This window comes from Azospirillum halopraeferens DSM 3675 (genome assembly GCF_000429625.1).
In the GTDB taxonomy this organism is placed as follows: Bacteria; Pseudomonadota; Alphaproteobacteria; order Azospirillales; family Azospirillaceae; genus Azospirillum; species Azospirillum halopraeferens.
The window spans coordinates 1-26,215 of record NZ_AUCF01000032.1; the positions used below are offsets into that span (position 1 = coordinate 1).

The 26,215-nt window shown below is 70.7% G+C and carries 23 protein-coding genes; 14 read left to right on the forward strand and 9 right to left on the reverse strand.

All coding sequences use genetic code 11. The features are described from left to right. The coding region (locus G472_RS0121265; RefSeq protein ID WP_029009990.1) for a hypothetical protein at positions 1 to 537 on the forward strand (537 nt) is incomplete at its 5' end. A gap of 48 nt (positions 538 to 585) precedes the next feature. Here G472_RS0121265 and G472_RS34735 read toward each other — a convergent pair. Together G472_RS34735 and G472_RS0121275 are read right to left on the reverse strand one after the other, a co-directional pair. Continuing rightward, positions 586 to 2,133 (reverse strand): M10 family metallopeptidase C-terminal domain-containing protein, encoded by a 1,548-nt coding sequence (locus tag G472_RS34735; protein WP_051341111.1) that lies wholly within the window; start codon positions 2,131 to 2,133, stop codon positions 586 to 588. A 387-nt stretch (positions 2,134 to 2,520) separates the two neighbouring features. Next, on the reverse strand, positions 2,521 to 3,330 hold the full coding sequence (locus G472_RS0121275) for a hypothetical protein (RefSeq protein WP_029009991.1): 810 nt from the start codon (positions 3,328 to 3,330) through the stop codon (positions 2,521 to 2,523). 63 nt (positions 3,331 to 3,393) lie between these two features. Between G472_RS0121275 and G472_RS0121280 the strand changes: the two genes are divergently transcribed. The 4 genes from G472_RS0121280 to mobB all read left to right on the forward strand — a co-directional run bounded on the left by G472_RS0121280 (position 3,394) and on the right by mobB (position 7,687). Continuing rightward, on the forward strand, positions 3,394 to 4,164 hold the full coding sequence (locus G472_RS0121280; RefSeq protein ID WP_029009992.1) for an SDR family oxidoreductase: 771 nt from the start codon (positions 3,394 to 3,396) through the stop codon (positions 4,162 to 4,164). 356 nt (positions 4,165 to 4,520) lie between these two features. Then, positions 4,521 to 6,515, forward strand: coding sequence for an excinuclease ABC subunit UvrC (gene uvrC / locus G472_RS0121285; protein ID WP_245593550.1), 1,995 nt, complete (start codon positions 4,521 to 4,523; stop codon positions 6,513 to 6,515). 63 nt (positions 6,516 to 6,578) lie between these two features. Then, entirely contained in the window at positions 6,579 to 7,184 is a 606-nt protein-coding gene (pgsA, locus tag G472_RS0121290) for a CDP-diacylglycerol--glycerol-3-phosphate 3-phosphatidyltransferase (protein ID WP_029009994.1), read from the forward strand. Continuing rightward, complete coding sequence (gene mobB / locus G472_RS0121295; protein WP_029009995.1) at positions 7,181 to 7,687, forward strand: molybdopterin-guanine dinucleotide biosynthesis protein B; 507 nt, start codon at positions 7,181 to 7,183, stop codon at positions 7,685 to 7,687. The genes pgsA and mobB overlap by 4 nt, the downstream gene beginning before the upstream one ends. A gap of 29 nt (positions 7,688 to 7,716) precedes the next feature. Here mobB and G472_RS34740 read toward each other — a convergent pair whose 3' ends face one another. Further along, the gene (locus tag G472_RS34740) at positions 7,717 to 8,337 is read right to left on the reverse strand and encodes a hypothetical protein (RefSeq protein ID WP_051341112.1); all 621 of its coding nucleotides are present in this window, start codon (positions 8,335 to 8,337) and stop codon (positions 7,717 to 7,719) included. Next, positions 8,334 to 8,885, reverse strand: coding sequence for a hypothetical protein (locus G472_RS34745; RefSeq protein ID WP_051341113.1), 552 nt, complete (start codon positions 8,883 to 8,885; stop codon positions 8,334 to 8,336). The genes G472_RS34740 and G472_RS34745 overlap by 4 nt, the downstream gene beginning before the upstream one ends. Before the next feature lie 399 nt (positions 8,886 to 9,284). On the opposite strand from G472_RS34745, the gene G472_RS34750 reads away from it, so the two are divergent. From G472_RS34750 to G472_RS39035, 4 genes are all read left to right on the forward strand, one after another. Then, entirely contained in the window at positions 9,285 to 10,499 is a 1,215-nt protein-coding gene (locus tag G472_RS34750; RefSeq protein WP_084536820.1) for a pentapeptide repeat-containing protein, read from the forward strand. Between the two features lie 60 nt (positions 10,500 to 10,559). Beyond that, positions 10,560 to 12,032 carry a tetratricopeptide repeat protein gene (locus G472_RS40670; protein ID WP_051341114.1) on the forward strand — a complete coding sequence of 491 codons (1,473 nt, stop codon included), beginning with the start codon at positions 10,560 to 10,562 and terminating at the stop codon, positions 12,030 to 12,032. A 33-nt stretch (positions 12,033 to 12,065) separates the two neighbouring features. Next, complete coding sequence (locus tag G472_RS0121320; RefSeq protein WP_029009996.1) at positions 12,066 to 14,114, forward strand: molybdopterin-containing oxidoreductase family protein; 2,049 nt, start codon at positions 12,066 to 12,068, stop codon at positions 14,112 to 14,114. A gap of 104 nt (positions 14,115 to 14,218) precedes the next feature. Next, entirely contained in the window at positions 14,219 to 15,067 is an 849-nt protein-coding gene (locus G472_RS39035; RefSeq protein WP_156927200.1) for a hypothetical protein, read from the forward strand. Positions 15,068 to 15,130: 63 nt separating this feature from the next. On the opposite strand, the gene G472_RS0121330 is transcribed toward G472_RS39035, so the two are convergent. From G472_RS0121330 to G472_RS0121345, 4 genes are all read right to left on the reverse strand, one after another. Then, positions 15,131 to 16,162: a GGDEF domain-containing protein gene (locus tag G472_RS0121330; RefSeq protein WP_029009997.1), complete on the reverse strand. Its 1,032-nt coding sequence runs from the start codon at positions 16,160 to 16,162 to the stop codon at positions 15,131 to 15,133. A 103-nt stretch (positions 16,163 to 16,265) separates the two neighbouring features. Further along, positions 16,266 to 16,748 carry a pentapeptide repeat-containing protein gene (locus tag G472_RS0121335; RefSeq protein WP_245593551.1) on the reverse strand — a complete coding sequence of 161 codons (483 nt, stop codon included), beginning with the start codon at positions 16,746 to 16,748 and terminating at the stop codon, positions 16,266 to 16,268. A gap of 77 nt (positions 16,749 to 16,825) precedes the next feature. After that, entirely contained in the window at positions 16,826 to 17,329 is a 504-nt protein-coding gene (locus G472_RS34760; protein WP_035693350.1) for a thioesterase family protein, read from the reverse strand. Positions 17,330 to 17,604: 275 nt separating this feature from the next. Next, entirely contained in the window at positions 17,605 to 19,248 is a 1,644-nt protein-coding gene (locus G472_RS0121345) for an electron transfer flavoprotein-ubiquinone oxidoreductase (RefSeq protein WP_029009999.1), read from the reverse strand. A gap of 148 nt (positions 19,249 to 19,396) precedes the next feature. Between G472_RS0121345 and G472_RS0121350 the strand changes: the two genes are divergently transcribed. Continuing rightward, a complete protein-coding gene (locus G472_RS0121350; RefSeq protein WP_029010000.1) occupies positions 19,397 to 20,242 on the forward strand; it encodes a uracil-DNA glycosylase in 846 nt (281 codons plus the stop codon). Positions 20,243 to 20,260: 18 nt separating this feature from the next. Here the strand turns inward: G472_RS0121350 and G472_RS0121355 are convergent, their stop codons facing one another. Beyond that, the gene (locus G472_RS0121355) at positions 20,261 to 20,617 is read right to left on the reverse strand and encodes a Lin0512 family protein (protein WP_029010001.1); all 357 of its coding nucleotides are present in this window, start codon (positions 20,615 to 20,617) and stop codon (positions 20,261 to 20,263) included. Between the two features lie 287 nt (positions 20,618 to 20,904). On the opposite strand from G472_RS0121355, the gene G472_RS0121360 reads away from it, so the two are divergent. From G472_RS0121360 to G472_RS34765, 4 genes are all read left to right on the forward strand, one after another. Continuing rightward, entirely contained in the window at positions 20,905 to 22,857 is a 1,953-nt protein-coding gene (locus G472_RS0121360; protein ID WP_245593552.1) for a lytic transglycosylase domain-containing protein, read from the forward strand. After that, complete coding sequence (gene moaB, locus G472_RS0121365) at positions 22,844 to 23,383, forward strand: molybdenum cofactor biosynthesis protein B (protein ID WP_029010003.1); 540 nt, start codon at positions 22,844 to 22,846, stop codon at positions 23,381 to 23,383. Before G472_RS0121360 ends, moaB begins: the two co-directional genes overlap by 14 nt. Next, positions 23,380 to 24,384 (forward strand): phosphotransferase, encoded by a 1,005-nt coding sequence (locus G472_RS0121370; RefSeq protein WP_051341115.1) that lies wholly within the window; start codon positions 23,380 to 23,382, stop codon positions 24,382 to 24,384. Before moaB ends, G472_RS0121370 begins: the two co-directional genes overlap by 4 nt. A 73-nt stretch (positions 24,385 to 24,457) precedes the next feature. Next, on the forward strand, positions 24,458 to 26,212 hold the full coding sequence (locus G472_RS34765; protein WP_051341116.1) for a tetratricopeptide repeat protein: 1,755 nt from the start codon (positions 24,458 to 24,460) through the stop codon (positions 26,210 to 26,212). The last annotated feature ends 3 nt before the right edge of the window (positions 26,213 to 26,215 follow it).

The window sequence follows — 26,215 nt, forward strand, 5'->3', positions numbered from 1 at the left end:
TTCTTCCGCGACGGCAAGTACCACCTGGAGGGCGAGGGCAAGACCCTCGATCCCGAGGGCATGGTGAAGTACTGGCAGGACCTGGTGGGGCGCTACCCGATCATCTCCGTCGAGGACGGCATGTCCGAGGATGACTGGGAGGGCTGGAAGGCACTGACCGACGCCATCGGCTCAAAGGTGCAACTGGTCGGCGACGACCTGTTCGTCACCAACCCCGGGCGTCTGGAGCAGGGCATCCGCGGGGGCATCGCCAACTCCATCCTGGTCAAGGTCAACCAGATCGGCACCCTGAGCGAGACGCTGCACGCGGTCGACATGGCCCACAAGGCCGGCTACAGCGCCGTGATGTCGCACCGCTCCGGCGAGACCGAGGACGCCACCATCGCCGATCTGGCGGTGGCCACCAACTGCGGCCAGATCAAGACCGGCTCGCTCAGCCGTTCCGACCGCCTGGCCAAGTACAACCAGCTCATCCGCATCGAGGAGCAGCTCGGCGCCGCCGCCCGCTTCGCCGGCAAGGGCATCCTCAGGGCGTAAGCCCGCAACCCGGCGGTGCCCTTCGGGCGCACCGCCGGGTGCTCGCCGCTACGCGAAGGCCAGCCAGGCGTCGGAGAACTGCGCGATGTTCTGACCCAGCAGCTTCACCGAATGGCCGCCGCCCAGCACGATCACCAGCCCGTCCACGGTGTTGGCCGTGGCGTAGGCCGTGCCGGCGGAGATGACGACGCGGTCGCCTTCGGCCGCGTTGAAATCGGTGATGATGTCGTTGCCGCTCTCACCGGTGCACACGAAGCGGTCGGCGCCCGACCCGCCGGTCATCACGTCGTCGCCGCGGTTGCCGTAGATCCAGTCGTCGCCGTCTTCGCCCAGCAGCGTGTCATTTCCCTGGCCGCCGAACAGCGTGTCGTGCCCGGCACCGCCGTACACGACGTCCGCCGCGATCTGGCCGTAGAGCACGTCGTGGCCGAGTCCCCCGAACAGGAAATCATCACCCTGGCCGCCGAACAGCGTGTCGTTGCCAAGGTTGCCGTAGAGCGCGTCGCTGCCCTGGTTGCCGTAGAGCACGTCGTCGCCGCCCACCCCCGACAGGGTGTCGTTGCCGAAACCGCCGAACAGCGTGTTGGTCGCCTCGTTGCCGGTGATGGAGTCGTTGCCGGTCCCGCCGATGGCGTTCTCGATCAGCGAGCGGGTGTCGCCGTTGTGCAGCAGGGCGTTGACCACGTTGCCGCGGGCAAGAAAGCCGTTCCCCAGGTCGGCGAGCTGGGCGGTGGAAAAGATGCTCCACGCCCCCGGCGCCAGGTTGACCACCAGGTTCGTGCCGTAGGCCGAGAGATCGTAGGTGTCGATCCCGCCACCGTCCCACACGGTTTCGAAGATCTTCGCGGTCCCGGGGGAGAAGGTGTAGACGGTGTCGGCGCCGTTGTAGCTGTAGTTGGCGCCGTACATCCATTGAATGGCGGCGACGTCGTACACCATCGGCCCCATCGGGTACGAGCCCTCGGCGATGGTCAGCCCGTCGGTGGCCGAACCGCCGGGATAGGACCGGTAGCTCATCACCGTGACGTCCATGCTGTCCAGATGGGCCGGCAGGACGCCGCCGCCGAGGGACAGGTCGCCGGCCGGTTCATGCGGGTGCTTGAGGCCGAGGGCATGCCCGATCTCGTGGACGGCGCCCCAGTAGACCTCGCCCCGCGGCTGCCATAGCGCCGTGTTGTAGTCGTTCGGGCCGAACCACACATCGCCGCCGGTCGGGTCCCCGGCCGACGGCAGCGCGGCCTCCGCCGTTTGCGGCGTGTTGGAGCCGGAAAAGCGCAGGTGCGCCGTGGAAGCCGACGACGGCAGAGCGACAAAGTTCAGATTGGCCACGTTGGCCCAGCTCTGCAGCGCCGTGACGACGGCGGCCTGCTGGTCCGCGGTGAGCTGAACGAAACCGTTGAAGGGATGGTTCGCGTCCGGATCGGCCGGGTTGTAACCGGTCCAGTCCGCCCCGGCGGTGGGGAACGTATAGGTGAGAGTGGAGACTTTCCACTTCGTCCCTTCAAGAAGGGAATCGATGAACATGTTTCCGGACTTGCCGGTCAACGCAATGATGGTGCTGGTCGACAGATTGGTTTCGACAACCGGAATGGCCATCGCGCGGCTCCAGGGCTGATCCTCCGGCTCGGGAGGGGGCGGAATGATTCCGCTCACCGGTCCTGCGCTACGCAACGATGGGCTGTCAACAGGATGTCATATACCCCTCATTGCGCTATGCGCCGCCGGCTCCGCCAGCCCCGCTGTCGTTCGTCCCGGTGCGCACGTCCGGTCCCGCGGTCCGCCGCCCCGACCGTGAGCCGCCCATCCCCAGTGTTCCCCCGGGGCCGCTTTCGGTGGCTCCCGCACCCGGACCGCCGCCGGCCGGCGCGCCGCCATCCCCGGGGTCCGTGGCATCGGGCTTCGCAGGGGGGCGGCCCCGCTTGTCGGTGTCTTCCCGGTCCATGTCGGTCTCCCCGTCGGTCTCTTCCGGTTGCGCTCCAGGGCTCAACAGGGTGGCGGCGGCGGCGTTGCGGTGCCGTTGAGATCGAGCCAGCCCCCCACCGTGTGGCGCAGGTCGAGGCGGCGGTCCTCCTCCGGCGCCGGGGCGATGTCCCACGTCCAGGTGCGGTCCGGCGGCGGCAGCGCGGCGCCCCACAGGGAGTCCTCGCGCCCGGCCAACGCCCCGTCCTTCAGCCACAGGCTCTCGATGTCCGTGAACAGCCCGGCCACCGGCGCCACCCGCCGCAGCCACGCCACATGCGCCGACGCCAGCGCGCGGGCGAAGGCATCGCCGTCGTCGCGCCGGCGGCGCTCGATGGCGTCCCTCGGCATCAGAGGGATCTGCGACAGCAGGTTGCACGAGACGGCGAAGGTGAAGCCGCCGTCCGGGAACGGACCGCGGTCCGCCTCCGGCTGCGGCAGCGGCGCCCCCGCCGCCAGCGCGGCGCGCAGCGGGCCGAGGACGCCGGTGACGTCCGCTTCCACCAGACGCACGTTGGCGAAGCGGCGCACCGCGCGGCGCACCGGGTGCAGGTGGACCAGGTCGAGCAGCACCACCTCGTCGAACCGGTCGGCCAGCGTGTCCAGGGGGATCTCGATCAGCAGGCCGGAGCCGGCCACCAGCGCCCGGCCGCCGGGCGCCGCCAGGGCCGCCGAGTCGGCGACGAACCGGCGGGCGGCCGCCACATGGGGCGCCCAGGCGCGGCGCTGGCGCCGGTGGCGCGCCGCCAGCGCCACCGCCTCCGCCAGATATCCCATGGCCCGCGCGTCCCGGCCGGCGCGGGCGGCCATGTACTCCCACACCTCGCGCAGCATCGTTCCACCCGCTCCCCGCTTGTTCCACTTGACCGGCGGCGGTCGGAAAGTACCTATGACGGCATGGTTGAGATCAAGCGAAAAGCCGCCCTCGTCACGGGCGCGGGCAAGCGCATCGGGCGGGCGGTCGCGCTCGACCTGGCGGCGCACGGCTGGGCGGTGGGCGTGCACTTCTTCCGGTCCAGCGACCACGCCGAGGAGGTGGTGCACGAGATCGTCCGCAAGGGTGGCCGCGCCGCGGCGGTGCAGGCCAACCTGGCCCACGAGGAAAGCACCGACGATCTGGTTCCCGAGACGGTGGAACGGCTGGGGCCGCTGACGCTGCTGGTCAACAACGCCTCCTGCTTCGAGCGGGACGAGGCCGATACGGTGACCCGCGCGTCGTGGGACATGCATATGGAAACCAACCTGCGGGCACCCTTCGTGCTGACGCAGGCCTTCGCCCGCCAGCTTCCGGAGCGGGAACGCGGGGTGGTGGTCAACATCCTGGACCAGCGGGTGTGGAACCTGACGCCCCACTTCATCTCCTACACCCTGTCGCGGGCCGGCCTGTGGACGTTGACGCAGACCCTGGCCATGGCCCTGGCGCCGCGGGTGCGGGTCAACGCCATCGGTCCGGGGCCGACGCTGCGCAACGACCGGCAGTCGGAAGACCATTTCCGCGCCCAGTGGGACAGCGTTCCGCTGCAACGCGGCACGACGCCGGAGGAGATCTGCGCGGCGATCCGCTTCCTGGTGGAGTCGCCGGCGATCACCGGCCAGATGCTGGCGCTCGACGGGGGCGAGCACCTGGGCTGGGCACAGCCCGGACGCGGCTTCGTGCCGGTGGAGTAGCGAACCCCCTGCCAGGGCGTATCGCCCGGTAATGTCACGGAATTTTAACGTTCCCCGCACCCCGGACGGAGCCGCGGGCCGAGCCTTTTACACAGGCGGGCGTGCCGGCGCAAGAGGGGAATTCCAAGGTGTGACAAAATGGTGGCACCCCCGCCGGGAAGCGTCTTGACAACTAGTTTTCATAGCAAAATCAATTAGTTGGCAAATATGCCCAAAAATCAGGCAGCCTCGCTGGATCCCTTGCCGCCCCTCACTCGAACGCGCATCGGCTACCACTTACCGACAGAGTTATCCACAAGATTCGTGGATAGTCCCCTGGCGCCTGAGTCGATGGTATTAACGCTATCGGGGAGGGGATGGTTGACCGCAGGCACCCCGTCCACGACATTCCCGCCATGGCCGATCCCCTGACCGAAACCGGCATACCCGCCCCTGCGGACACCGCCCCCCTTGCGCCGCCGCCCCCTGCGCCGGACACCCCTCGTCCGCGCCGCCGGCCGGCCGATCTGGCGCGCGGTGTCGAGGTCATCCGCGACCACCTGAAGACGCTGCCGGCCACGCCCGGCGTCTACCGGATGCTGGCGGGGGACGGCGCCGTGCTGTACGTCGGCAAGGCGAAGAACCTGAAGCGGCGCGTGTTCAACTACACCCAGGTCAATCGGCTGCCGGTGCGCCTTCAGCGCATGGTTTCGGAGACCGAGACCATGGAATTCGTCACGACCCACACCGAGGTCGAGGCGCTGCTTCTCGAATCGAACCTGATCAAGCGGCTGATGCCGCGCTACAACGTCCTGCTGCGCGACGACAAGTCCTTCCCCTACATCATGATCACCAAGGAAGGCGACTATCCCCAGCTTCTCAAGCACCGCGGCAGCCGGACGAAGGACGCCTGGTACTTCGGCCCCTTCGCATCGGGCGCGGCGGTGACCCGCACCATCACGGCGTTGCAGCGCGCCTTCATGCTGCGCAACTGCGCCGACACGGTGTTCAGCACCCGCACCCGCCCCTGCCTTCAGCACCAGATCAAGCGGTGCACCGCGCCCTGCGTGGGGCGGGTCAGCCCGGCCGACTACCGGGCACAGGTGGATCAGGCCCGCGCCTTCCTGTCCGGCCGGAGCAGCGACATCCAGGGCGAGATGGCCCGCGCCATGGCCGCCGCGGCGGAGGCGCTGAACTTCGAGACGGCGGCCCAGTACCGCGACCGCATCCGCGCCCTGACCGCTATCCAGGCCCACCAGGACATCAATTTCGAAGGGGTGGTGGAAGACGCGGACGTGATCGCCGCCTACGCCGACGGCGGCAGCACCTGCGTCCAGGTGTTCTTCTTCCGCGGCGGCCGCAACTACGGCAACCGCGCCTATTTCCCCGGCCACGACAAGGCGGCCGAGGTGGAGGAGGTGCTGGCCGCCTTCGTCGCCCAGTTCTACGAGAACAAGACCGCCCCCGGCCTGGTGCTGGTCAGCCACGACCTGCCCGAGCATGACCTGCTGGCCGAGGCGCTGGCCGTGCGCGCCGGGCACAGGGTGGAGCTGGCGGTGCCCAAGCGCGGCGACAAGCGCCGCATCGTCGAGCACGCGCTGACCAACGCCCGCGAGGCGCACGGCCGCCGGCTGGCCGAAAGCGCCTCCCAGGCGCGGCTGCTGCACGGGGTGGCGGAGGTCTTCGGGCTGGACGGACCGCCGCAGCGAATCGAGGTGTACGACAACAGCCACGTCCAGGGCGCCTTCTCCATCGGCGCCATGATCGTCGCCGGCCCCGACGGCTTCGTGAAGAACGCCTACCGCAAGTTCAACATCCGGGACGAGGACGCGGCCGGTGACGACTATGCCATGATGCGCGAGGTGCTGTCCCGCCGCTTCGGCCGGGCGCTGAAGGAGGACCCGGACCGGGCCCGCGGCACCTGGCCCGACCTGGTCCTGATCGACGGCGGCCAGGGGCAGCTCAACGCGGTGCGCGACGTGTTCGCGGAACTGGGCATCGACGACGTGACGCTGGTGGCCATCGCCAAGGGGCCGGACCGCGACGCCGGCCGGGAGCGGTTCTTCATGGACGGGCGTGCGCCCTTCCAGCTCGAACCGCGTGATCCGGTGCTGTATTTCCTGCAGCGCCTGCGCGACGAGGCCCACCGCTTCGCCATCGGCACCCATCGGGCGCGCCGCGCCAAGGCCATCGGCGCCTCGCCCATGGACGAGATCCCCGGCATCGGGCCGGCCCGCAAGAAGGCGCTGCTGCACCATTTCGGCAGCGCCCGCGCCGTATCCCGCGCCGGCCTCGCCGACCTGGAGGCGGTGGACGGAATCAATCGGGCGGTGGCCAAAAAGATCTACGATCATTTCCACCCCGATGGTTAGTATGGCGGCATTCCGGGAGCACGCCATCCCACACCCGCGACCGAGTGTCCGAGCCGAAGGCCCATGCTGACCAGTCTGCCCAACCTCCTCACCCTGTCGCGAATCGCGATCATCCCGCCGGTGATCGGGCTCTTCTACGTGCCGGAGGCGTGGGCCGCCTGGACGGGCTGCGCCCTGTTCAGCGCCGCCTGCATCACCGACTACATCGACGGATACCTGGCCCGCGCCTGGGAACAGGAATCGGTGATCGGCAAGTTCCTCGACCCGATCGCCGACAAGCTGCTGGTGTCGGCGGTCCTGTTCATGCTCGTCGCCGTCGATCGCCTCAGCGGCATCTCGGTGGTGGCAGCGGTGGTCATCCTGCTGCGCGAGGTGCTGGTGTCGGGACTGCGCGAATACCTTGCGGGATTGAACGTCGGCGTGCCGGTCACCCGGCTGGCCAAGTGGAAGACCACGATCCAGATGGTGGCGCTGGGCTTCCTGATCGTCGGCGACTTCGGCCCGGCCGCCGTCCCCGTGACCATGATCGGCACGCTGGGCCTGTGGGCCGCCGCCATCCTGACCCTGGTCACCGGCTGGGACTACACGCGCGTGGGCATACGCCACATGATGGCCGACGCGGAGGCCGAGGCCCGGGCGCCCGCCGGCAAGCCGGTGCGCTCGGCATGAGCGGGCAGGCGATCTTCGGCTTCACCGGCTGGAGCGGAAGCGGCAAGACCACCCTGATCGTGAAGCTGATCCCGCTTCTGGTCGGTCGCGGCCTGCGCGTCTCCACCGTCAAGCACGCCCACAAGGGGTTCGACATCGACCACCCCGGCAAGGACAGCTACAGCCACCGGGAGGCCGGCGCCACCGAGGTGGTCGTCGGATCACCGCGGCGCTGGGCCATGATCCACGAACTGCGCGACGAGCCGGAGCCGACGCTGACCGATCTGCTGGACCGCATGGTCCCGGTGGACCTGGTGATCGTCGAAGGTTTCAAGCGCGACCGCCATCCCAAGCTGGAGGTCTGGCGCCCTTCGGTCGGCAAACCGCTGATCGCAAGCGACGACCCGACCATCGTCGCGGTGGCGAGCGACGGCACGGTGCCCGACGTCGCCGTGCCCGTGCTGGCGCTGGACGACCTGGAGGGCGTCGCCGATGTCGTGCTGCGCCACAGCGGGCTGGGCTGATCGCCGCCGCCACGTTCAAACGGCTGCCTTCACCCGGCGGGCGGCACGGCCGACGCCTCCTCCTCCCCCGCCGACGCCGTCCGGGCGGTTGCCGCCCGGCGGGGCAGCGCGCGGGTTCGCCGGGGCCCGTCCTCCGGCTGGTCGGGGGCGGTCAGGCCGGCGAGTCGGCACGGCAGCGGTCCGACGACGGCGTATCCGGCCTTGGCCGGGAAGCGGGCCGCCACACGGTCGCGGGCATCCCGCTCGTTGTCGGCAATGACCAGGTAGCGGCGCGGCGGCTCGATGGCCCGGCCCGGCAGGGTGCGGCTGACCACCGCCTCCCAGAAGCGGCCGGGGCGCGGCTCCAGCCGATCGAAGATGTAGTAGCGCTCCACGGCGGCATGCTGCATGGCGGCCAGTTCGGCCTCCGCCCGTTCGGCCTCCCGTTCGGCCCGGACGGCGCGCTGCTCCGCGTCGGCTACCCGCTCCCCCAGCGCCTGGCAGGCCCGCGCCTCGTCGGCCAGGTCGGAGGCCACGGTCGCCGCCTCCTCCTCGGCGCGGCGCAAGGCGGCACGGGCGCGGCGGATCTGGGAGCGCCAATAGCGGTTGGACACGACCGTCAGCACCATCAGCCCCAGGGAGCAGTACAGCAGCAGGCCGGTCAGAGTCATGCCGCGCCCCGTCCCGAAAGCACCGCGTCCAGCGACTCCACCGTCGTGGGCTGGACGCCGCAGCGCTGCGGAAAGGCGGCGCGCACCAGCAGGATCGCCTGCTCCGGGCTTGTCGCCCGGATGTGGGCGACGTTGCGGAAGTCCCAGATCGGCCGGGCGAACACGATGTTGCGGCGGTCGGTTTCGGCGAAGTCCGGCCGCAGCGCCAGCAGTGAGCGGTAGAGCGTGCCGGCGCCGTCGCTCTCCACCTCATGGACCATCTCGATTCGGCCGAACTCCACCGCACGGATCTCCGCCAGGGCGCGGCGCCGGCGCGCCAGCCCATTCGCCGCGCGCGTGTGGTAGGACTCCAACTCGGCACCGTGCCGGCCGGAGCGCGCCCGCCACTCCTTCAGCGCGACCCGCTTGCGGTCCACCTTATGCTGGAGCGCCAGCATGCGCGCCCGCTCAGCGCCGAGCCGGCCGATGTCCACGACGATGGACAGCCCCAGCGCGGCCGCACTCGCCACCAGCAAAAGCAGACCCAGGAACTCCCCGGAGAACGGCATGCCCGCCACCCCGCAACGGGTGATTGATCCTTATCATCAGGGACAATCCGGCGTTCCCTGGCAAAGGAAAATTGCGTTACGCGACATTTTGCGCGCGATCGTCGGATCCCGGACCGCGGCTCCCGCTGTGATGATCGCTCGGGGCAGGATTTGGACAATGCCTCCGGTTTCGCAGGGGTCGGCTGCGGCGCGACGACGGAACGGGACGGCGGTGGGTATCCGATGAGATCCGCGGACCGGGAATGCCGGGCACGTCCCCGATCCCCTATCCATTCACCCGATGGCCAAGGACGGAAACGCCACGATCTTTCCTTTCCATCGCAATTCCTGTACTCTCCGGTCCGACACTGTGCCCGGCCGTTGCGCATCGGCATCGGGGCACGCCGAGGCGGGGACACCATGTCCGGGCGCGACGAGAACGATCTCCGAGCCATCCGCGACGCTCTGGTGCAACACCAGCAGTGGCTGGCCCGCGATCCGGCGGGGCGCGGCCGGCGGGCCGACCTCAGCTTCTTCGACCTGTCCCGACTCGGGCTGAGCCGCATCACCCTGCGCGGGGCCAAGCTGGCCGGCGCCAGCCTCGCCGGGTCCCGGCTGATCGGGGCGGATCTCAGCGACGTCGACCTGTTCTGCGCCGACCTCTCCCGCTCCGACCTCAGCGGCGCCAGCCTGGCGGGGGCGGATCTGCGCGGCGTGCGGGCGGACGGCGCGACCCTGGTCAAAGCCGACCTGCGGGGCGCCGACCTGCGCCGCGGCGCCATCGCCCCCATCGAAGGCTTCCGGCCCGCCGGCAATCTGGATGGCGCCACCACGTTCGTGGGTGCCAGCCTGAGCAACGCCCTGATGGCCGGCTGCCGCATGAGCCTGACCGACTTCTCCGGCTGCGACCTCGGCGGCGCCGACCTGTCGGGGGCCGACCTGTCGGGGGCGGTCCTGATCTCCGCCAACATGGTCGATGCGGTGCTGGACAAGGCATGCCTGGATGGCGTGCTGCTGTGCGGCGCCCGCCTGGACGAGCGGCTCCGCCACCACCTTGAGCGGCGGGGCGTCGACATCGACGGGGCCGGCATGGTGGGATCGGCCAACCGCCTGTCGGACCGCATCGACGCCCACATGCTGTGGATCGACCGCGCCGGCAGGGCGGGGGCGCGGCTGGAACTCCACCGGGCCGACCTGCGCGGCTGCTGCTTCTCCAACCAGCTCCTGTCCGGGGCGGTGATGCGGTACTGCGGCCTGCGCGGCGCCGACTTCTCGGGCGCGCGGCTGGCCATGGCGGACCTGTCCTATTGCGACCTGCGCGAGGCGGACTTCACCAGCGCCGACCTGTCGGGCTGCAACCTGCTGGGCGCCAACCTGGCGGGTGCCAAGCTGTGGCGCACCCGCATGCGGCCGGTCGACCTGTCCGGCGACGGCACCCGCCTGTGGCCCACCAACCTTCAGGGCGCCACCCTGACCGGCGCCGACCTGCGCGACGTCGACCTCAGCCGCGCCATCCTGCGCGGCGCCGACCTCGGCGCCTGCAAGCGCAACGGCGCGACCCTGTTGGCCATGCCGCAGACCTCCGCGGCGGCGCCGGCGCGCAAGGCGGCGGTGGCATGCGCCGAGCCGGCCTGACGGGCGCACAGCGGCGGCTGCCCCTATCCCCGAGGGCACCGGTGCCGTAGGGTGGCGCCCATGGACGGTTTTCGCATCCTGGTCGAGCGGGCGCTGGCCCGGCACCGTGACGGCGCGCGGGACGAGGCGGCGGCGCTCTACGCCCGCGCGCTGGCGGTGGCACCGGCCCATGCCGGCCTGCTCGGCAACCGCGGCACGGTCCTGGAGTCGGCCGGACGCCCTGCCGAGGCGGCGGCGGCCTACGTCCGCGCCGCCCGCTGTGCCCCGGACAGTCCCGCCCCCTGGTTCAACCTGGGCAACGCCCGCCGGGCGCTGGGCGATGATTCCGGTGCCGCTGCCGCTTTCGCCCGTGCCCTGACGCTCGGACCCGACCACGCCGGCGCGCTGCTGAACCTGGGCGACCGGCTGCTGGCCGCCGGCCGGCCGGAGGAGGCGGAGCGCTGGCTGGCCCGTGCCGACGCGGTGCAGCCGGGCACCGCAGCCACCCTCTACCGGCTCGGCCGCGCCCGACAGCGCCGCGGTCGCGTGCGCGATGCGGTGGCGCCGCTGCACGCCGCGCTGGCCGCGCAGCCCGGACTGCTCGCCGCCATGGAGGCCCTGGCGGAGTGCCTGCATCTGGCCGGCGACCGGGCCGCCGGCGCGGCGTGGTTCCACCGGTATCAGGGGGCCGATACGGCCTGGCTGGCCAAGCTGCGGGTGCCGGGTCCGGTGGCGCCGCTGCCGCCGGGGGGGCGCGTGCTGCTGGTGGCGGACTCCGGCTTCGGCGACACGCTGCAGTTCCTGTGCTACGCGCCGTGGCTCGCCGCCCGCGGACACCGGGTCTTCGTGGAATGCCAGCCCGCCCTGCTGCCGGTTGCCGTACGGGCCGGGGGAGTCACCGCCGCGATCCCCACGGGAGCGGAGCGACCGGCGGTGGACGCCGTGGTGCCCCTGCACAGCCTGCCTCATCTGGTCGATGCCGCTCCGGAAGAGTTGGCCGCCGCCCTGCCCTGCCTGTCGGCGGACCCGGCGCGTGCGGCGGAGTGGCGGCGGCGGCTGGATGCGGTGGCGGATGGCGCCCTCAAGGTCGGCCTGGTGTGGGCCGGGACACCGGACGGTGCCACCAACCAGGGCCGCACGCCGGGGCTGGCGCCGCTGCTGCCTCTGGCGGCGCTACCCGGCGTCACGCTCGTCGGTTTGCAGCTCGGCCCCGGCCGCCGGGACCTGGAGAGCGCCCCCCTGCCCGCCGCCTTCACGGATCTGGGACCGGAGATCGCCGACTTCGGGGACACCGCGGCGATCCTGGCGGGGCTCGACGTGTTGGTGACGTCGGACACGGCAGCGGCCCATCTGGCCGGGGGCATGGGGGTGCCGGTGCGGGTGCTGCTGCCGTTCGTGCCGGCATGGCGCTGGGGGCTGACGGGCGAGACCACCCCCTGGTACCCGTCCGCCCGGCTGCACCGCCAGCCGGCACCGGGCGACTGGGCGACGCCCGTCGCCGTGGTGGCCGCCGCGCTGCGCCGCACGGTTGCCGAGCGCGGCGGTCGGACATAGAGTGATCCGGCCCCGACGCCGGAGTGTTCGACCGTGAGCCAATACCTGCCCACCGCCTGCCCGCACGATTGTCCCAGCACCTGCGCGTTGGAGGTGGAGCGCCTGGCGCCCGACCGGATCGGCAAGGTGCGGGGAGCCGCCGGCAACAGCTACACGGCCGGCGTCATCTGCGCCAAGGTGGCCCGCTACGCCGAGCGGGTGCACAACCCGAACCGCATCCGGACGCCGCTGCTGCGCACCGGCCCCAAGGGCTCCGGCCAATGGCGGGCGATCGGCTGGGACGAGGCGCTGGACCGCGTCGCCGAGGCGTTCCTGGACGCCGAGCGGCGGTTCGGGGCGGAGGCCGTGTGGCCCTATTACTACGCGGGCACCATGGGGCTGGTGCAGCGCGGCTCGATCCAGCGGCTGCGCCACGCCAAGGGCTATTCGCGCCAGTACTCCACGGTGTGCGACACGCCGGCCAACATGGGCTGGCTGGCCGGGCACGGCGACATCCGGGGCGCCGACCCGCGGGAGATGGCCGAAAGCGACCTGATCGTGAACTGGGGCGGCAACCCCGTGGCGACGCAGGTCAACGTGATGACCCATGTGTCTCGCGCCCGCAAGGCGCGCGGGGCAACGCTGGTGACGGTCGACCCCTACCGCACCGGCACGGCGGAGGTGTCCGACCTCCACCTGATGCCGCGGCCGGGCACCGACGGGGCGCTGGCCTGCGCGGTGATGCACGTTCTGTTCGCCGAGGGGTATGCCGACCGTGCCTATCTCGCGCGCTACGCCGCCGGGACCGAGCGGTTGGAAGCCCACCTGGCCGGCCGCACGCCGGAGTGGGCGGCGGCGATCACCGGCCTGACGGCCGAGGCCATCGTCGCCTTCGCCCGGATGTACGGACGGACGAAGCGCAGCTTCCTGCGCATGGGCTATGGCCTGACGCGGGCGATCAACGGAGCGGCGCAGATGCACGCGGTGTCCTGCCTGCCGGTGGTCACCGGCGCCTGGGCCCACCGGGGCGGCGGCGCCTTCTATTGCTCCAGCGGCATCTACCGCATCGACCGCACCCTGGCGGAGGGGCTGGACCGGTTGGACCCGTCGGTGCGCGCACTGGGGCAGACCGCCATCGGCGCGGTGCTGACCGGCGACGCCGACGCCCTGAAGGGCGGACCGCCGGTGACGGCCATGCTGGTGCAGAACACCAACCCCGCCGCCATCTGCCCCGACCTCGGCCGCGTCGTGCAGGGACTGAAGCGCGAGGACCTGTTCGTCGCGGTGCACGAGCAGGTGATGACCGACACGGCCCGTCTGGCCGATCTCGTGCTGCCCGCCACCACCTTCCTGGAGCACGACGACCTCTACCGCGGCGGCGGCCAGATGCACATCCTGGTGGGCCGCAAGGTGATCGAACCGCAGGGCGAGGCGCGCGAGAACCAGTGGGTCAACGGCGAGATCGCCCGGCGCGTGGGGGCGGAGCATCCCGGCTTCGCCATGACCGCGTGGCAGGTGGTGGACGCCATGCTGCGGGCGTCCGGCCTGCCCGATGCGCAGACGCTGCACGCCGACCGCTGGCTGGACGTCCAACCCGATTTCGAGACGTCCCATTTCCTGAACGGCTTCGCCTTCCCCGACGGACGCTTCCGTTTCACGCCGGATTGGGCGGCGTTGGGGCCGGTGGGCGGCTGTCCCGACCTGCCCGACCACATGGAGCCCGGCAGCCCCGCCGACGCCGACCACCCGTTCCGCCTGATCACCCCGCCGGCGCGCCAGTTCCTCAACACCAGCTTCAACGAGACGCCGACCGCCCGGGCGCGGGAGGGACGGCCGACCGCTCTCCTTCACCCCGACGACTGCGCCGCCCTGGGTCTCGGCGACGGCACGCCGGTGCGGCTGGGCAACGCCCGCGGCTCCGTCCGCCTGCACGCCCGGCCGTTCGACGGGGTGCAGCGCGGCGTCGTGGTGGTGGAAGGGATCTGGGACAACGCCAGCTTTCCCGACGGCCTGGGGATCAACGCCCTCACCTCCCCGGCTCCGGTGCCGCCGGCCGGCGGAGCCGCCTTCCACGACACGGCGGTGTGGGTGCGGGCGGCCTAGGCAGACCATGGGGCGTCCAATACCCCGGTTGCCGATACAGGTGACAGGACCGGTCGCACTCGGGTAATCAGGGTGCGGACAGACGTTTGCCGCCGAGGCCCGAAGTGAAGAAATCGGTAATTGTCACTTCATCTGATGATAGATATTTCTGGCTTCTGCAAGGACTTATTCTTTCAGTGAAAGAATGCCTTTCGCTGCATGATGTCGTCGTGCTCGACATCGGGCTGGCGGCTGAACAAATCGGATGGCTTTCCCATAACGGTGCATCGGTCGTTCCAATGCCGACCTGGCTTCCGCTGCCGAATGGTGCACCGGCAAGCGCACGAGCCCAGACCTGCCGTCCCTACCTGCCCGAAATCGTTCGCGGTTATGACACCTATCTCTGGCTTGACTCCGACATATGGGTGCAAACGCCACAGTCAATCGACTGGATCGTCCGGATCGCGAATTCCACGAAGGCGCTGGTTGTCTGCCCGGAGATTCATCATGCCTATCTCCACCTGACATCCGTTGATCATTCACACTACTATGCCAGGGAGCGACACGACGCCGCCGCCAAGCTGGGCGGGGACGATTTATGGAAACGCATCCGGTATCTCCCGTGGCTGAATTCGGGAATGTTCGCCGCACACGCTACATCCGGCTTGTGGCGTGCCTACTCCGCGTCGCTGGAAAGAATGGCAAAGAACCCCTTTGTCCGGCTGATCGATCAGGTCGCTCTCCTTGAAGCGGTTCTTGATGGTCACCGGTCATACCACCTTCCGTCGACCTTCAACTGGATCTGCGCCTTTACACTTCCGCACAGGGATGAGAATGGGTTTTGGAGAACACCGTTCGCATTTCCCAATGAGAGGATACATATACTTCATTTGGCGCAGTCAGCGCGGGTTGATTATCGGTCGACCGGGATGCTCTATGATTCCGGAAACTACTTGGCCCGTTCCGATACATAATCGCATTCAGATGGCGACCAACCATCAATCCTGACTGCCGCCTCTGCGCCGGCCGTCACGCAGTCAGGTCTGCACGTCGCCGCTCACCCGGTTGCGGCCGCCGCGCTTGGCGGCGTAGAGGGCGGCGTCGGCGCGGCGGATCAGGTCGGTCAGGGTTTCACCGGGTTGGTACTCGGCGACACCGACGGACAGGGTGACCGTGCCGTAGCTGACGTTGCGCGCCCGGTTGATGATCTGGCGGGTGCCGACGGAAACACGCACCTGTTCCGCAACCGTCAGGGCATTGCGCAGACCGGTGCGTGGCAGGATGATGGCGAACTCCTCGCCGCCGAAGCGCGCCGCGGTGTCACGGCCCTTGATGCACTCGGTCAGCACTTTGGCCACCAGGCGCAGCACATGGTCGCCGACCAGGTGGCCGTGGGTGTCGTTGAACGCCTTGAAATGGTCGATGTCCACCATCAGCAGCGCCATCGGCTGGCCGTCGGCCACGGCCTCCCGGGCCGCCTCGGACAGGGCGAGATCGAACGCCTTGCGGTTGGCGATGCCGGTCAGGCCGTCGGTCATCGCCTCGCGCCGGGCGCTGTCCAGGCTGACGCGCATCTCCGCAAGCTGCTGGCTGGAATCGAGGAGCTGGGTTTGCAGGCGGGTCTGCCGCTCCACGATCGCCGTGGTCTCGGCGGCGATGGCTGCGACCATGGCGCGCAGGTCCTCCAGCGACATGGGCTGCTCCAGTTCCCCCTGGAAGCCGGCCAGCGCGGTGCCGTAGCGGTTGGTCTCGGTGCCGACCGAGTTCAGCATCTCCAGGATCTTGCCCAGCGCCATGCGGGCGCGCTCGCTGGCTTCGCGGATAGCCTGGGCCTCGGCGTCGAGGGTGAAGAAGCGCTTGAACAGTTCGTCGCAGTGCGCCTGGCTGAGCCCGCCGCCGTCGCGGCGTGCGATGTCCACCGCCCGCGTCAGGTCCGGGAACTGGCCACCATAATAGGCATAGAACAGGGTGAAATTCTCGGGGATCGGCGCCAGCCCTTCGGCCTGCAAGCGATCCATCGCGTGCCCGGCCAGCGTGGTCGCCCGCTCGAAATCGTCGCTGTTGCCCAAGGCTGCTTCCCCCGTCGAGCGCCGACGCCGCGACGCCCGGTGACGGTAGCGAAGCAACGACGCGTCCGGCAAGAGTCCTTTCCGCGCAGGCCCGGTGTGCCGATCAGTTGCACTGCCCGATCGAGTTGTCGGCGCAGACCCGCTTGCCGTCGATCCAGGTCACTCCGGACAGATCGGCGTGGCGCAGGTCGGCGCCGCCCAGGCGGGCACCGGTGAAGTCGGCTCCCCGCAGCACGGCGTTGACCAGCTTGGCGTTGCGCAGGTCGGCCTCGCGGAACAGCGCGCCGGTCAGGTCGGAGCGGGTGAAGTCCGCCTCGATCAGCCGCGCCCCGCTGAAGTCCGCTTCCGGCATCTCGGCGCTGACGAACTTCGCGCGATAGCCGTCGGCGCCGCCGAGGTTGGCCCCTTTCATCCGCGCCCGCTGGAACGTGGCGTCGCGCAGCATGGCGCCGCTGAGATCGACGCCGCCGAGGTCGCGGCCGTCGAAATAGCAGCGTCGCCAATTGACGTTGGGCTGGGCGGGATCGGTGCATTCCGCGAGCGCCGGAGCCGCCGTGAGCAGTGCGGCAACCAGAGCCGCGGCCATGAATAGAATCCTGTTCATGCCGCAAGAGATAGGGGGCGAAACCGCCGATGCCAATCCGAAAAGGTAACTCTTCCGGCTCACCGCGCCGGAGGCACGGCGGCCGGCGGGCGCATGGCGATGCCCCGGCCGGAACGGGGCGGCCGGGGCAGAGCGGCATCGGCTGCCGCGGCGGCCGCCAGCGCCGCCCGCGGCCCCTCGGGGATCGGTGCGGACCGGCGGTCGGCCAGGTCGACGTGCAGCAGCATGAATTCCGCGGTGGCGGCAAGAAATCCCTCGTCCGCGTGGTGCATGGCGTGGAACAGGTGCACCCGCTTGGCATCGGCGCCCAGGATGCGCGAGGCGAATCGCAGCCGGTCCCCCTGCGTCACTTCGCGCAGGTAGGACAGATGCGCCTCGACCACGAACATCGACCCCGCGCCGGACTCGGCGTAGGCCCGCCCCACCCCGAAATGATCAAGCACCGTGTCCGTGGCGTGATCGAACGCCAGCAGGTAATAGGCCACGTTCATGTGGCCGTTGTAGTCGATCCATTCGGGGAGAACCGTCTCCCGGTGCAGCTCGAGGGGGGCGGTGTCGGTCATGGCCGCGAGCATACGCCAGCGGCGGTGCCGGGGGAACAGCGTATGCCGCCGGGTCGACATCGCCTGAGCCGTCTCCGGCGCCGCCCCGGTGCCGCGAACGGGCCGGGGCACAGGCCTCACACGATCGTCGACCGATCACCCGGCATCAAGGGCCGGCCGTATCATACGACGGCACCGGAGTGATGCCGTCGTATGACCCTGTCGATCAATGCCAAGCATTGATCTGTCGGGTTCGACGGCTTCCAACAGATCCTACGGATCTGCCGGAAGCCGCATCACATCCCCGGATAATTGGGGCCGCCGCCGCCTTCCGGCACCACCCATTCGATGTTCTGCGTCGGGTCCTTGATGTCGCAGGTCTTGCAGTGCACGCAGTTCTGGGCGTTGATCTGCAGCCGCGGGTTGGTGCCGTCCTCGTTGCGCACGATCTCGTACACGCCGGCCGGACAGTAGCGCGTCTCCGGCGCGTCGTAGAGCGCCAGGTTGACGCGGATCGGCGTCTCCGGGTCCTTCAGGCGCAGGTGGGCCGGCTGGTGCTCCTCGTGGTTGGTGTTGGACAGGTACACCGAGGACAGCCGGTCGAAGCTGATCTTCCCGTCGGGCTTGGGATAGTCGATCTTCGGCGCTTCACCGGCCTTGAGAAGGGTGGCGTGGTCGGCGTGGCGGTGGTGCAGGGTCCACGGCGACCGGCCTTTCATCGCCGTCTCGAAGGCGGCGTTGGCCAGCCCGGCCCACAGCCCCTTCTGGAAACCGGGGCGGATGTTGCGCACGGCGTGCAGTTCGCTCCACACCCAGGATCGCTTCAGGCGGTCCGGATAGTCCGTCACCTCGCGGTCCGCGGTGCCGGACGTGAGATGATCGAACACGGCTTCGGCCGCCAGCATGCCCGACTTCATGGCGGTGTGGTTGCCCTTGATCTTGGGCACGTTCAGGAAGCCGGCGGCATCGCCCACCAGCAGGCCGCCGGGGAACGTCAGCTTCGGGATCGACTGGAAGCCGCCCTCGCTGAGGGCGCGGGCACCATAGGCGATGCGCCGCCCGCCCTCGAACGTCGTGCGGATGGCGGGATGGGTCTTGTAGCGCTGGAACTCCTCGAACGGGCTGAGGTTCGGGTTCCGGTAGTCCAGCCCGATGACGAAGCCCACCGACACCAGGTTGTTGTCGAGATGGTAGAGGAACGACCCGCCATAGGTCTTGGGATCCATGGGCCAGCCGATGGTGTGGACGATCAGGCCGGGCTGCGACTTCGCCGGGTCGATCTCCCACACCTCCTTGATGCCGATGCCGTAGGTCTGCGGATCGACGCCGTCGCGCAGGTGGAACGTCTGCATCAGCCCCTTGGTGAGGGAGCCGCGGCAGCCTTCGGCGAAGATGGTCTGGCGGGCGTGCAGCTCGACCCCGGGGGTGTAGGCGTCGGTGGGCCGGCCATCCTTGCCGATGCCCATGTCGCCGGTGGCGACGCCGCGCACGGCACCGGTGTCGTCGAACAGCACTTCGGCGCCGGCGAACCCGGCGTAGATCTCCACCCCCAGCGCCTCGGCCTGCTCGGCCAGCCACTTGCCGAGGTTGCCCAGCGAAATGATGTAGTTGCCGTGATTGTGCATCTGCGGCGGCGTGGGCAGGCGGGTCGCCCGCGACTCGGTCAGGAACAGGAAGCGGTCCTCGCGCGCCGGCGTGTGCAGGGGGGCGCCCCGGTCCTTCCAGTCGGGGAACAGCTCGTCCAGCGCGCGCGGCTCGAACACCGCTCCGGACAGCAGGTGGGCACCAACCTCGGAGCCCTTCTCGATGACGCAGACCGACAGCTCGGAGCCCGCCTCGGCAGCGCGCTGCTTCAGGCGGATGGCCGCGGACAGGCCGGAGGGACCGGCACCGACGATCACCACGTCGTATTCCATCACTTCCCGCGGTGCGCGCTCCATGGTCCCTTGCCTTTCCTTATTGATTGGTGCGTCAGCGTTTCCCCGGCGGCCCCTTGCCCGGCCACCGTGCCGGCGGTGCCCGGCTTAGCGATCCCTCAGGAGAAAGCGAACCCATGTATGACCACAGGTCCCGTGCTAAGGTCAAACCATGAGTGACCCTTACGATATGCTGGATGCCCTGCGCTGGCATGTGGACGTCGGAAGCGACGAGGCCATCGCCGACGAGCCGACGGACTGGACACGCCTGGCCGCCCGCCCGGCCGTCGCCCGTGCGCCGCAGGGGGGTGGCGGTCCCGGCGGCCAGGCCGGCAGGCCGGCGGCGCAGGCGCCGGCCGCGCCGCGCCGCGCGCCGCCGCCGGTCCCGGCGCCCGGCACGCCGCTGGGCGCCAGCGAGGCCGGCGTATCGGCCCGCAACCGTGCCCGCGCGGCGCAGACCCTGGAGGAGCTGGAGGCTGCCGTGCGCGCCTTCGACGGCTGCCCGCTGAAGGCCACGGCCATGAGCACGGTGTTCGCCGACGGCAACCCGGCGGCCCGCGTCATGCTGGTGGGCGAGGCGCCGGGGGAGGACGAGGACCGCCAGGGCAAGCCGTTCGTGGGCGCCAGCGGCCGGCTGCTCGACCGCATGCTCGCCTGCATCGGCCTGGACCGCACAGGCGTCTACATCACCAACATCCTGCCCTGGCGCCCGCCCGGTAACCGCAACCCGACCGCCGCCGAGATCGCCGCCTGCCTGCCGTTCCTGGAACGCCACGTGGATCTGGTCAGGCCCGCGGTGGTGGTGGCGCTGGGGGGAACCTCGGCCAAGACGCTGCTCAACACCACCGCCGGGATCACCCGTCTGCGCGGCCGCTGGCACGAGTACACCCCGGAGGGCGCCGGGCGCCCGCTGCCGCTGATGCCCATGCTCCACCCCGCCTACCTGCTGCGCAACCCCATCGCCAAGCGCGAGGCGTGGCGCGATCTGCTCACCCTGAAGGAGAGGCTGGCGGGATGATCGGCCGCCGGCCGGCCGTCAGAGTCCGACCTCGACGGCGGCGTTGACGATGTACATCATCTCGCTCGAGTCGCCCTTGTCCGCCAGATGGATGCCGCTGGGCGCCAGCATGCCGCCGGGGCCGACCTCCACGGTCACCCGGCCGTAGGGGAACACGGCGCGCACCACCTCCACGTCCAGCCGGTCGGCATCGGCGGGCACCGCCAGGCGCACGTGCACCCGCATGCGGTCGGTGTCACCGTCCACCAGCGCCCGCATGCCGGGCATGGAGTTGCGCTCGATGGCGTTGCGCACGGCGCGCACCGCCGCCTTGGTGACGTCCTGCCCGTGCAGGTCCACACCCATGCCCAATTCGACGAACATCACACGGTCCATACCCCCGCTCCCTTCATCACCGGACTCACCCGATTCCCGTCATGGGAACGCGGAGCCGGACCGGGAAGCCCTGCCTCCGTATCATTCCGTATGGCGGAAGGCTTGCCGGGCCACGGCCAGCCTAAGCCTGACGGCCTAGAGCGAATTAATTCGGTATTTCAAGCTCTTGAGACACATGGAATTAACCAGGAAGAACCGGCATACGAACAAAACGCGCACTTGCGGTTTGATGGTTGCACAGCTATTCAGGAAAAATGCTCAGGATGTGTTGCAATGCAGCATGCGGGGTGACCCGGCTGCGCCCCCATCTCCTGAGGGCACTGTGCGCGGCCGTCGCCCTGGTGGCCGTGGCCGTTCCGGGCGGCTCCTTCGGGACCGCACGGGCCGCCCTCGTGATCCACGCGCCGGACGGACGTCCGGTGATCCCCCATGGCGTCGACACGCCGGAGCGGCCGCTGGTGCTGGTGCCGGACGACGCCGAAGCCCGCTCCGTCCAGCTTTCCGCCGAAGACGCCTACCGGTACCGCCGCATCTTCGCCTTGCAGGAGCAGGGTCGGTGGGACGCCGCCGATTGGGAGATCGCGCGGCTGGGCGACACCGTCCTGCTGGGCCATGTGCTGCGCCAGCGCTACCTGCATCCCGATCGCAGGGCCGGGTACGAGGAACTGGCGGACTGGTTGAAGCGCTACGGCGACCATCCCGGTGCCGAGCGCCTGCACGCCCTGGCCACGCGCCGCGCGCCGGCCGGCACCAAGCCGCTCCGGGCCCCGGACGACCGCAGCGTCCGTCTGACCGGTTCGCTGGAACGGCTCGGCGGCTTTCGCCCGGACCCCAGCCCCGGCCCCGACACCACCGATCCGGAAGACGAGGCGGCCACCACCGGCGCCGCGCAGGAATCCGTGGCGGTCGCGCCGCGCAGCCGCACCCGGCAGGCAACCCGCGTCCCCGTGTCCGGCCGCATCGAGGATCTGCTGCGGGCCGGAAAGCCGGGCGCCGCCCTGGCCCTGCTCGGCGATGACTCCTTCTCCCGCCAGCTCGACCCCGTGGAATACGACGCGGCGCGGGCGCGCATCGCCTCGGCGCTCTATTACGCCGGTCAGGTCCGGGAGTCGCTGTCGCTCGCCGCGGCCAGCGCCGCGCGCTCCGGCGACGTGGTGACCGACGCCCACTGGATCGCCGGCCTCGCCGCCTGGCGGCTGGGACAGCCCGACCGGGCCGCCCGCCATTTCGACGCCATGGCCGCGGCGGCGCCGCGCTCGCCCTGGCGGCTGGCGGCCGCGGCCTACTGGGCGGCGCGCGCCCACGACCGCAAGGACCGCGACGACGAGGCGCGGCGCCAGCTCACCCTGGCCGCCCGCTTCCCGCACACCTTCTACGGGCTGCTGGCGCGCCATGTTCTGGGGATCGAGGACCCGATTCGGTTCCACATGCCGGCGCTGACCGCCGGCCACCTGACCGAGCTGGCCAGCGTCCCCGCCGGCCGTCGGGCGGTGGCCCTGCTGCAGGCCGGCCGCAACGACGCGGCGGAGGAGGAACTGCGCCGGGTCGACCCCCGGGGCAACGAGCTGATGGCCGAGGCACTGGTGGTGCTGGCCGACCGCGGCCGCCTGCCGGCGCTGGCCCTGCGGGTCGGCAACGCCGTGGCGGGTCCCGACGGCGCCCCCTACGATGCCGCCCTGTTCCCCATTCCCCATTGGGAGCCGCGCGACGGCTTCTCCGTCGACCGCGCCCTGGTCTATGCGGTGATGCGGCAGGAATCGCGCTTCGATCCCAACACCGTCAGTTCCGCCGGCGCGACGGGCCTCATGCAGATCATGCCGGCCACGGCGGTGCACGTGCGCGACCGCAACGACGACATCGACGACGCCGGCCGCTCCGCGCTGCTCGACCCCACGACCAACATGGAACTGGGGCAACGCTACATCGCCGAGTTGCTGGCGATGCCGGACATCGGCAGCAATCTGGTCCTGGTCACCGCCGCCTACAACGCCGGCCCCGGCCACCTGCTGCGCTGGCGCAAGGAGATGGCCGACGTCACCGACCCGCTGCTGTTCATCGAAAGCATTCCCTTCGGCGAGACGCGCGACTATGTGAAGAAGGTGCTGGCCAATTTCTGGATCTACCGCGAGCGGCTGGGCCAGGTACCGGCGTCGCTGGGCACCGTTGCGGCCGGCGGGTGGCCGGTCTATATGCCGTTGGACGGAGCCCCGACGCAGGTCGCCCAGAATGCCCAGGATTGACGACACCCGCCCGTTCCTTCCCGTCAACATCGCCGTGCTCACCGTCTCCGACACGCGGTCCGAAGAGGACGACCGGTCGGGGGCGGCGCTGGTGGAGCGGCTGACGGCCGCCGGCCATGCGCTGAAGGCGCGGGCGATCGTGAAGGACGACATCGACGCCATCCGCACCCGCGTCGGGGCGTGGATCGCCGATCCCGAGATCGACGTGGTGCTGACCACCGGCGGCACCGGGGTCACCGGCCGCGACGTCACGCCGGAGGCGGTGGAAGCCCTGTACGAGAAGGCCATCCCCGGCTTCGGCGAACTGTTCCGCTGGCTGTCGTACGAAAAGGTGGGCACTTCGACGATCCAGAGCCGGGCCACCGGCGGCGTCGCCAACGGCACCTACATCTTCGCCCTGCCCGGCTCCCCCTCCGCCTGCCGCGACGCCTGGGACGGCATCCTGCAGGCCCAGCTCGACAACCGTCACCGCCCCTGCAACCTGGTGGAACTGATGCCCCGCCTGAAGGAGCACCAGGCGGGGTGACGGATCCGTCCCTCATCCTGGCACCGCTGCGCCGCCTGCCGGGCCTCGCCGCGCTGGCCGCGGACGACCTGGAGGCGATGCCGCTGAAGGGCGTCGCCCACGACCATGTGCGCCTGAAGGGGCGCGGGCTGGTGGTGCGCATCCCGCGGTGGAGCCAGCAGGGGCTGGACGCCGCCGCCAACCTCACCTACCAGGCCGCCGCCTTCCGGCGCGCCGCCCCTTCCGGTCACACGCCGGAACCGGCGGCGGTGCTGGAGCCGCAGCCCGGCCTGCCCATGGGGGCGCTGGTGGTCGGGGAGATCGTCGGTCGGCCGCCGCGCCTGCCGGCAGACATGCCCGCCATCGCGCAGGCGCTGGCCGCCCTGCACCGGCTGCCCCTGCCCGACACCGACGCGCGCCCGCCGCTGGCCAGCCCCGCCGATCCCGCGGCGGCGACCCTCGACCTGGTGCACCGCCAGTCCGTCCATTTCGCCCGCACCGGGCTGGCCCCCGCGGCGGCGGCGGCCATCGCGGAGGAACTGTCCGCCGCCGCCGCGGTCCGCGTCGCCGCTCCGCAGCCGGTGGTGCTGGCGGGCACCGACGTGCATCCCGGCAATTTCCTCATCGACGCCGCCGGCAAGGCGTGGTTCACCGATCTGGAAAAGGCGCAGTACGGCAATCCCGCCATCGACCTGGCGCACGCCAGCCTGCCCACCTCCACCCTGTGGGACCCCGACGTGGCGGCGGAACTGGCGCCCGACGCGGTGGAGGCGTTCCTCGCCGCTTGGGCGGCCGCGGTGCCGCCGGAACTGGCGGTCGCCACCCGCCCCTGGCTGAAGCCGATGCGGCGCCTGACCTGGCTGCGCACCCTGTCGTGGATGGCCCGCTGGACGGCGGACGGCGCCGCCCTGTCGCCCGGCATGCCCGACCGCCTGCGCGCCCACCTGGACGCACGCGCCGCCGACGTTCTGCGGGCGGAGGCGATCGAGCGCGTGCGGCGGGACTGGCGGGCGGAGCGGTGACGTGGTTATTGAAGGCTTAAGGTATTCCGCCGTAGCCTTGCACCCTCGGTCACGCACCTCATCTGGACGCGGTATGACGAACCTTCCCATCCGCCACCCCCGCGCGCGCCGCCGCCTGCTTGCCGCCGCCCTCCTCGCCGCCGCGCTGTCCGCGCCGGTTCCGGTCCTGGCGACCGGCGCGGCCGGCGATCCGCCGCGCCACGCCCTGCCGCCGGCGGCGACGTCGGCGACGGGAAGCTATCTGGCCGGACGCTTCGCCCAGCAGCACGACGATTGGGCGGCAGCGGCGCAGTTCATGGGGCATGCCCTGGCCGCCGATCCGGAGGACGTGGCGCTGCTGCGGCGCACCCACATGCTGAAGCTGGGCGGCGGCGACCTGGATACGGCGGTGACCCTGGCGGGCCGGCTGGCCGAACGGCAGGTCACCGACCAGATCGCGCTGACGCTGCTGATCGGCGATCATCTGAAGCAGGGCCGTGCCGACGCGGCGCGGGAGCTGGCGGCGCGGATGCCCCGCGACGGGCTGGCGCGCTATGTGGCGCCGCTGGCCGATGCCTGGCTGGCCGCCGCAGCCGGACGCACCGACGACGCGCTGGCGGCGTTGCAGCCGCTGGGCTCGGCAGCCGGCTTCGCCGCCCTCTATGATCTGCACGCCGCCCTCGTGCTCGACCTCGGCGGGAAGGCGGATGCGGCGGCGGAGCATTACGCCCGCGTCGCCGCGGCCGAGCCGCCGCTGCGCGTGGTTCAGATCGCCGGCAACTTCTATGAGCGCACCGGGCGCCGCGACGAGGCGCGCGCCCTCTACACCCGCTTCGCCGATGCCGCTGCCGACGCGACGATGATCGAGCCCGCGCTGAAGGCACTGGACGATGGCGCGACCCCCGCCGCCCTGGTCGGCGACCCCACGCAGGGTCTGGCGGAAGCCCTGTTCGATCTGGGCAGCGCGCTGCACCACGAGGGGGCGGCGGAAACCGCCCTGCTGTTCGGCCGCATCGCCCTGCACCTGCGCCCCGACCTGGCGCTGGCGCGGTTGATGATCGGCGACATCATGGACGACCGCGGCCACCACGCCGCGGCGCTGGACGAATACGCCACGCTGGAAGACAGCCCGGTGATCGGCTGGCCGGTGCGCATGCGCATGGCGGAGGCGCTGGCCGGCCTGAAGCGCCATGACGAGGCGATCGCCCGCTACACCGCTCTGGCCGCGGAGCGGCCGAGCCGCCTCGACCCGCTGGTGCGCCTCGGCGACCTCTACCGCTCCATGAAGCGCTACGACGACGCGGTGGACGCCTACACCCGGGCGCTGGAGCGGGCCGGGACACCGGCGCTGGAGCGCCATTGGCCGATCCACTACGCCCGTGCCATGGCCTATGACCAGACCGGCCGGTGGCCCCTGGCGGAGGCCGACCTGGAGGCGGCGCTGACGCTGCGCCCGGACGAGCCGTACCTGCTCAATTATCTCGGCTACACCTGGGTCGACAAAGGCATCAACCTGGAGCGCGCCCGCAAGATGATCGAGCGGGCGGTGGAACTGCGCCCCAAGGACGGCTACATCATCGACAGCCTCGGCTGGGCCCTCTACCGCATGGGCGAGTACGAGGAGGCGGTGGTCCAGTTGGAGCGGGCGGTGGAGCTGCGCCCCGTCGACCCCACCATCAACGACCATCTCGGCGACGCCTACTGGCAGGTCGGCCGCAGCGCCGAAGCGCGCTTTCAGTGGCAGCGCGCCCTGCGCACCGCCGAAAGCGACGAGGAGCGGGAGACGATCCGGGCCAAGCTCGACAAGGGGCTTCCCGCTCGCCGGGCGGCGCAGGCGGAACCGCGCTGACCC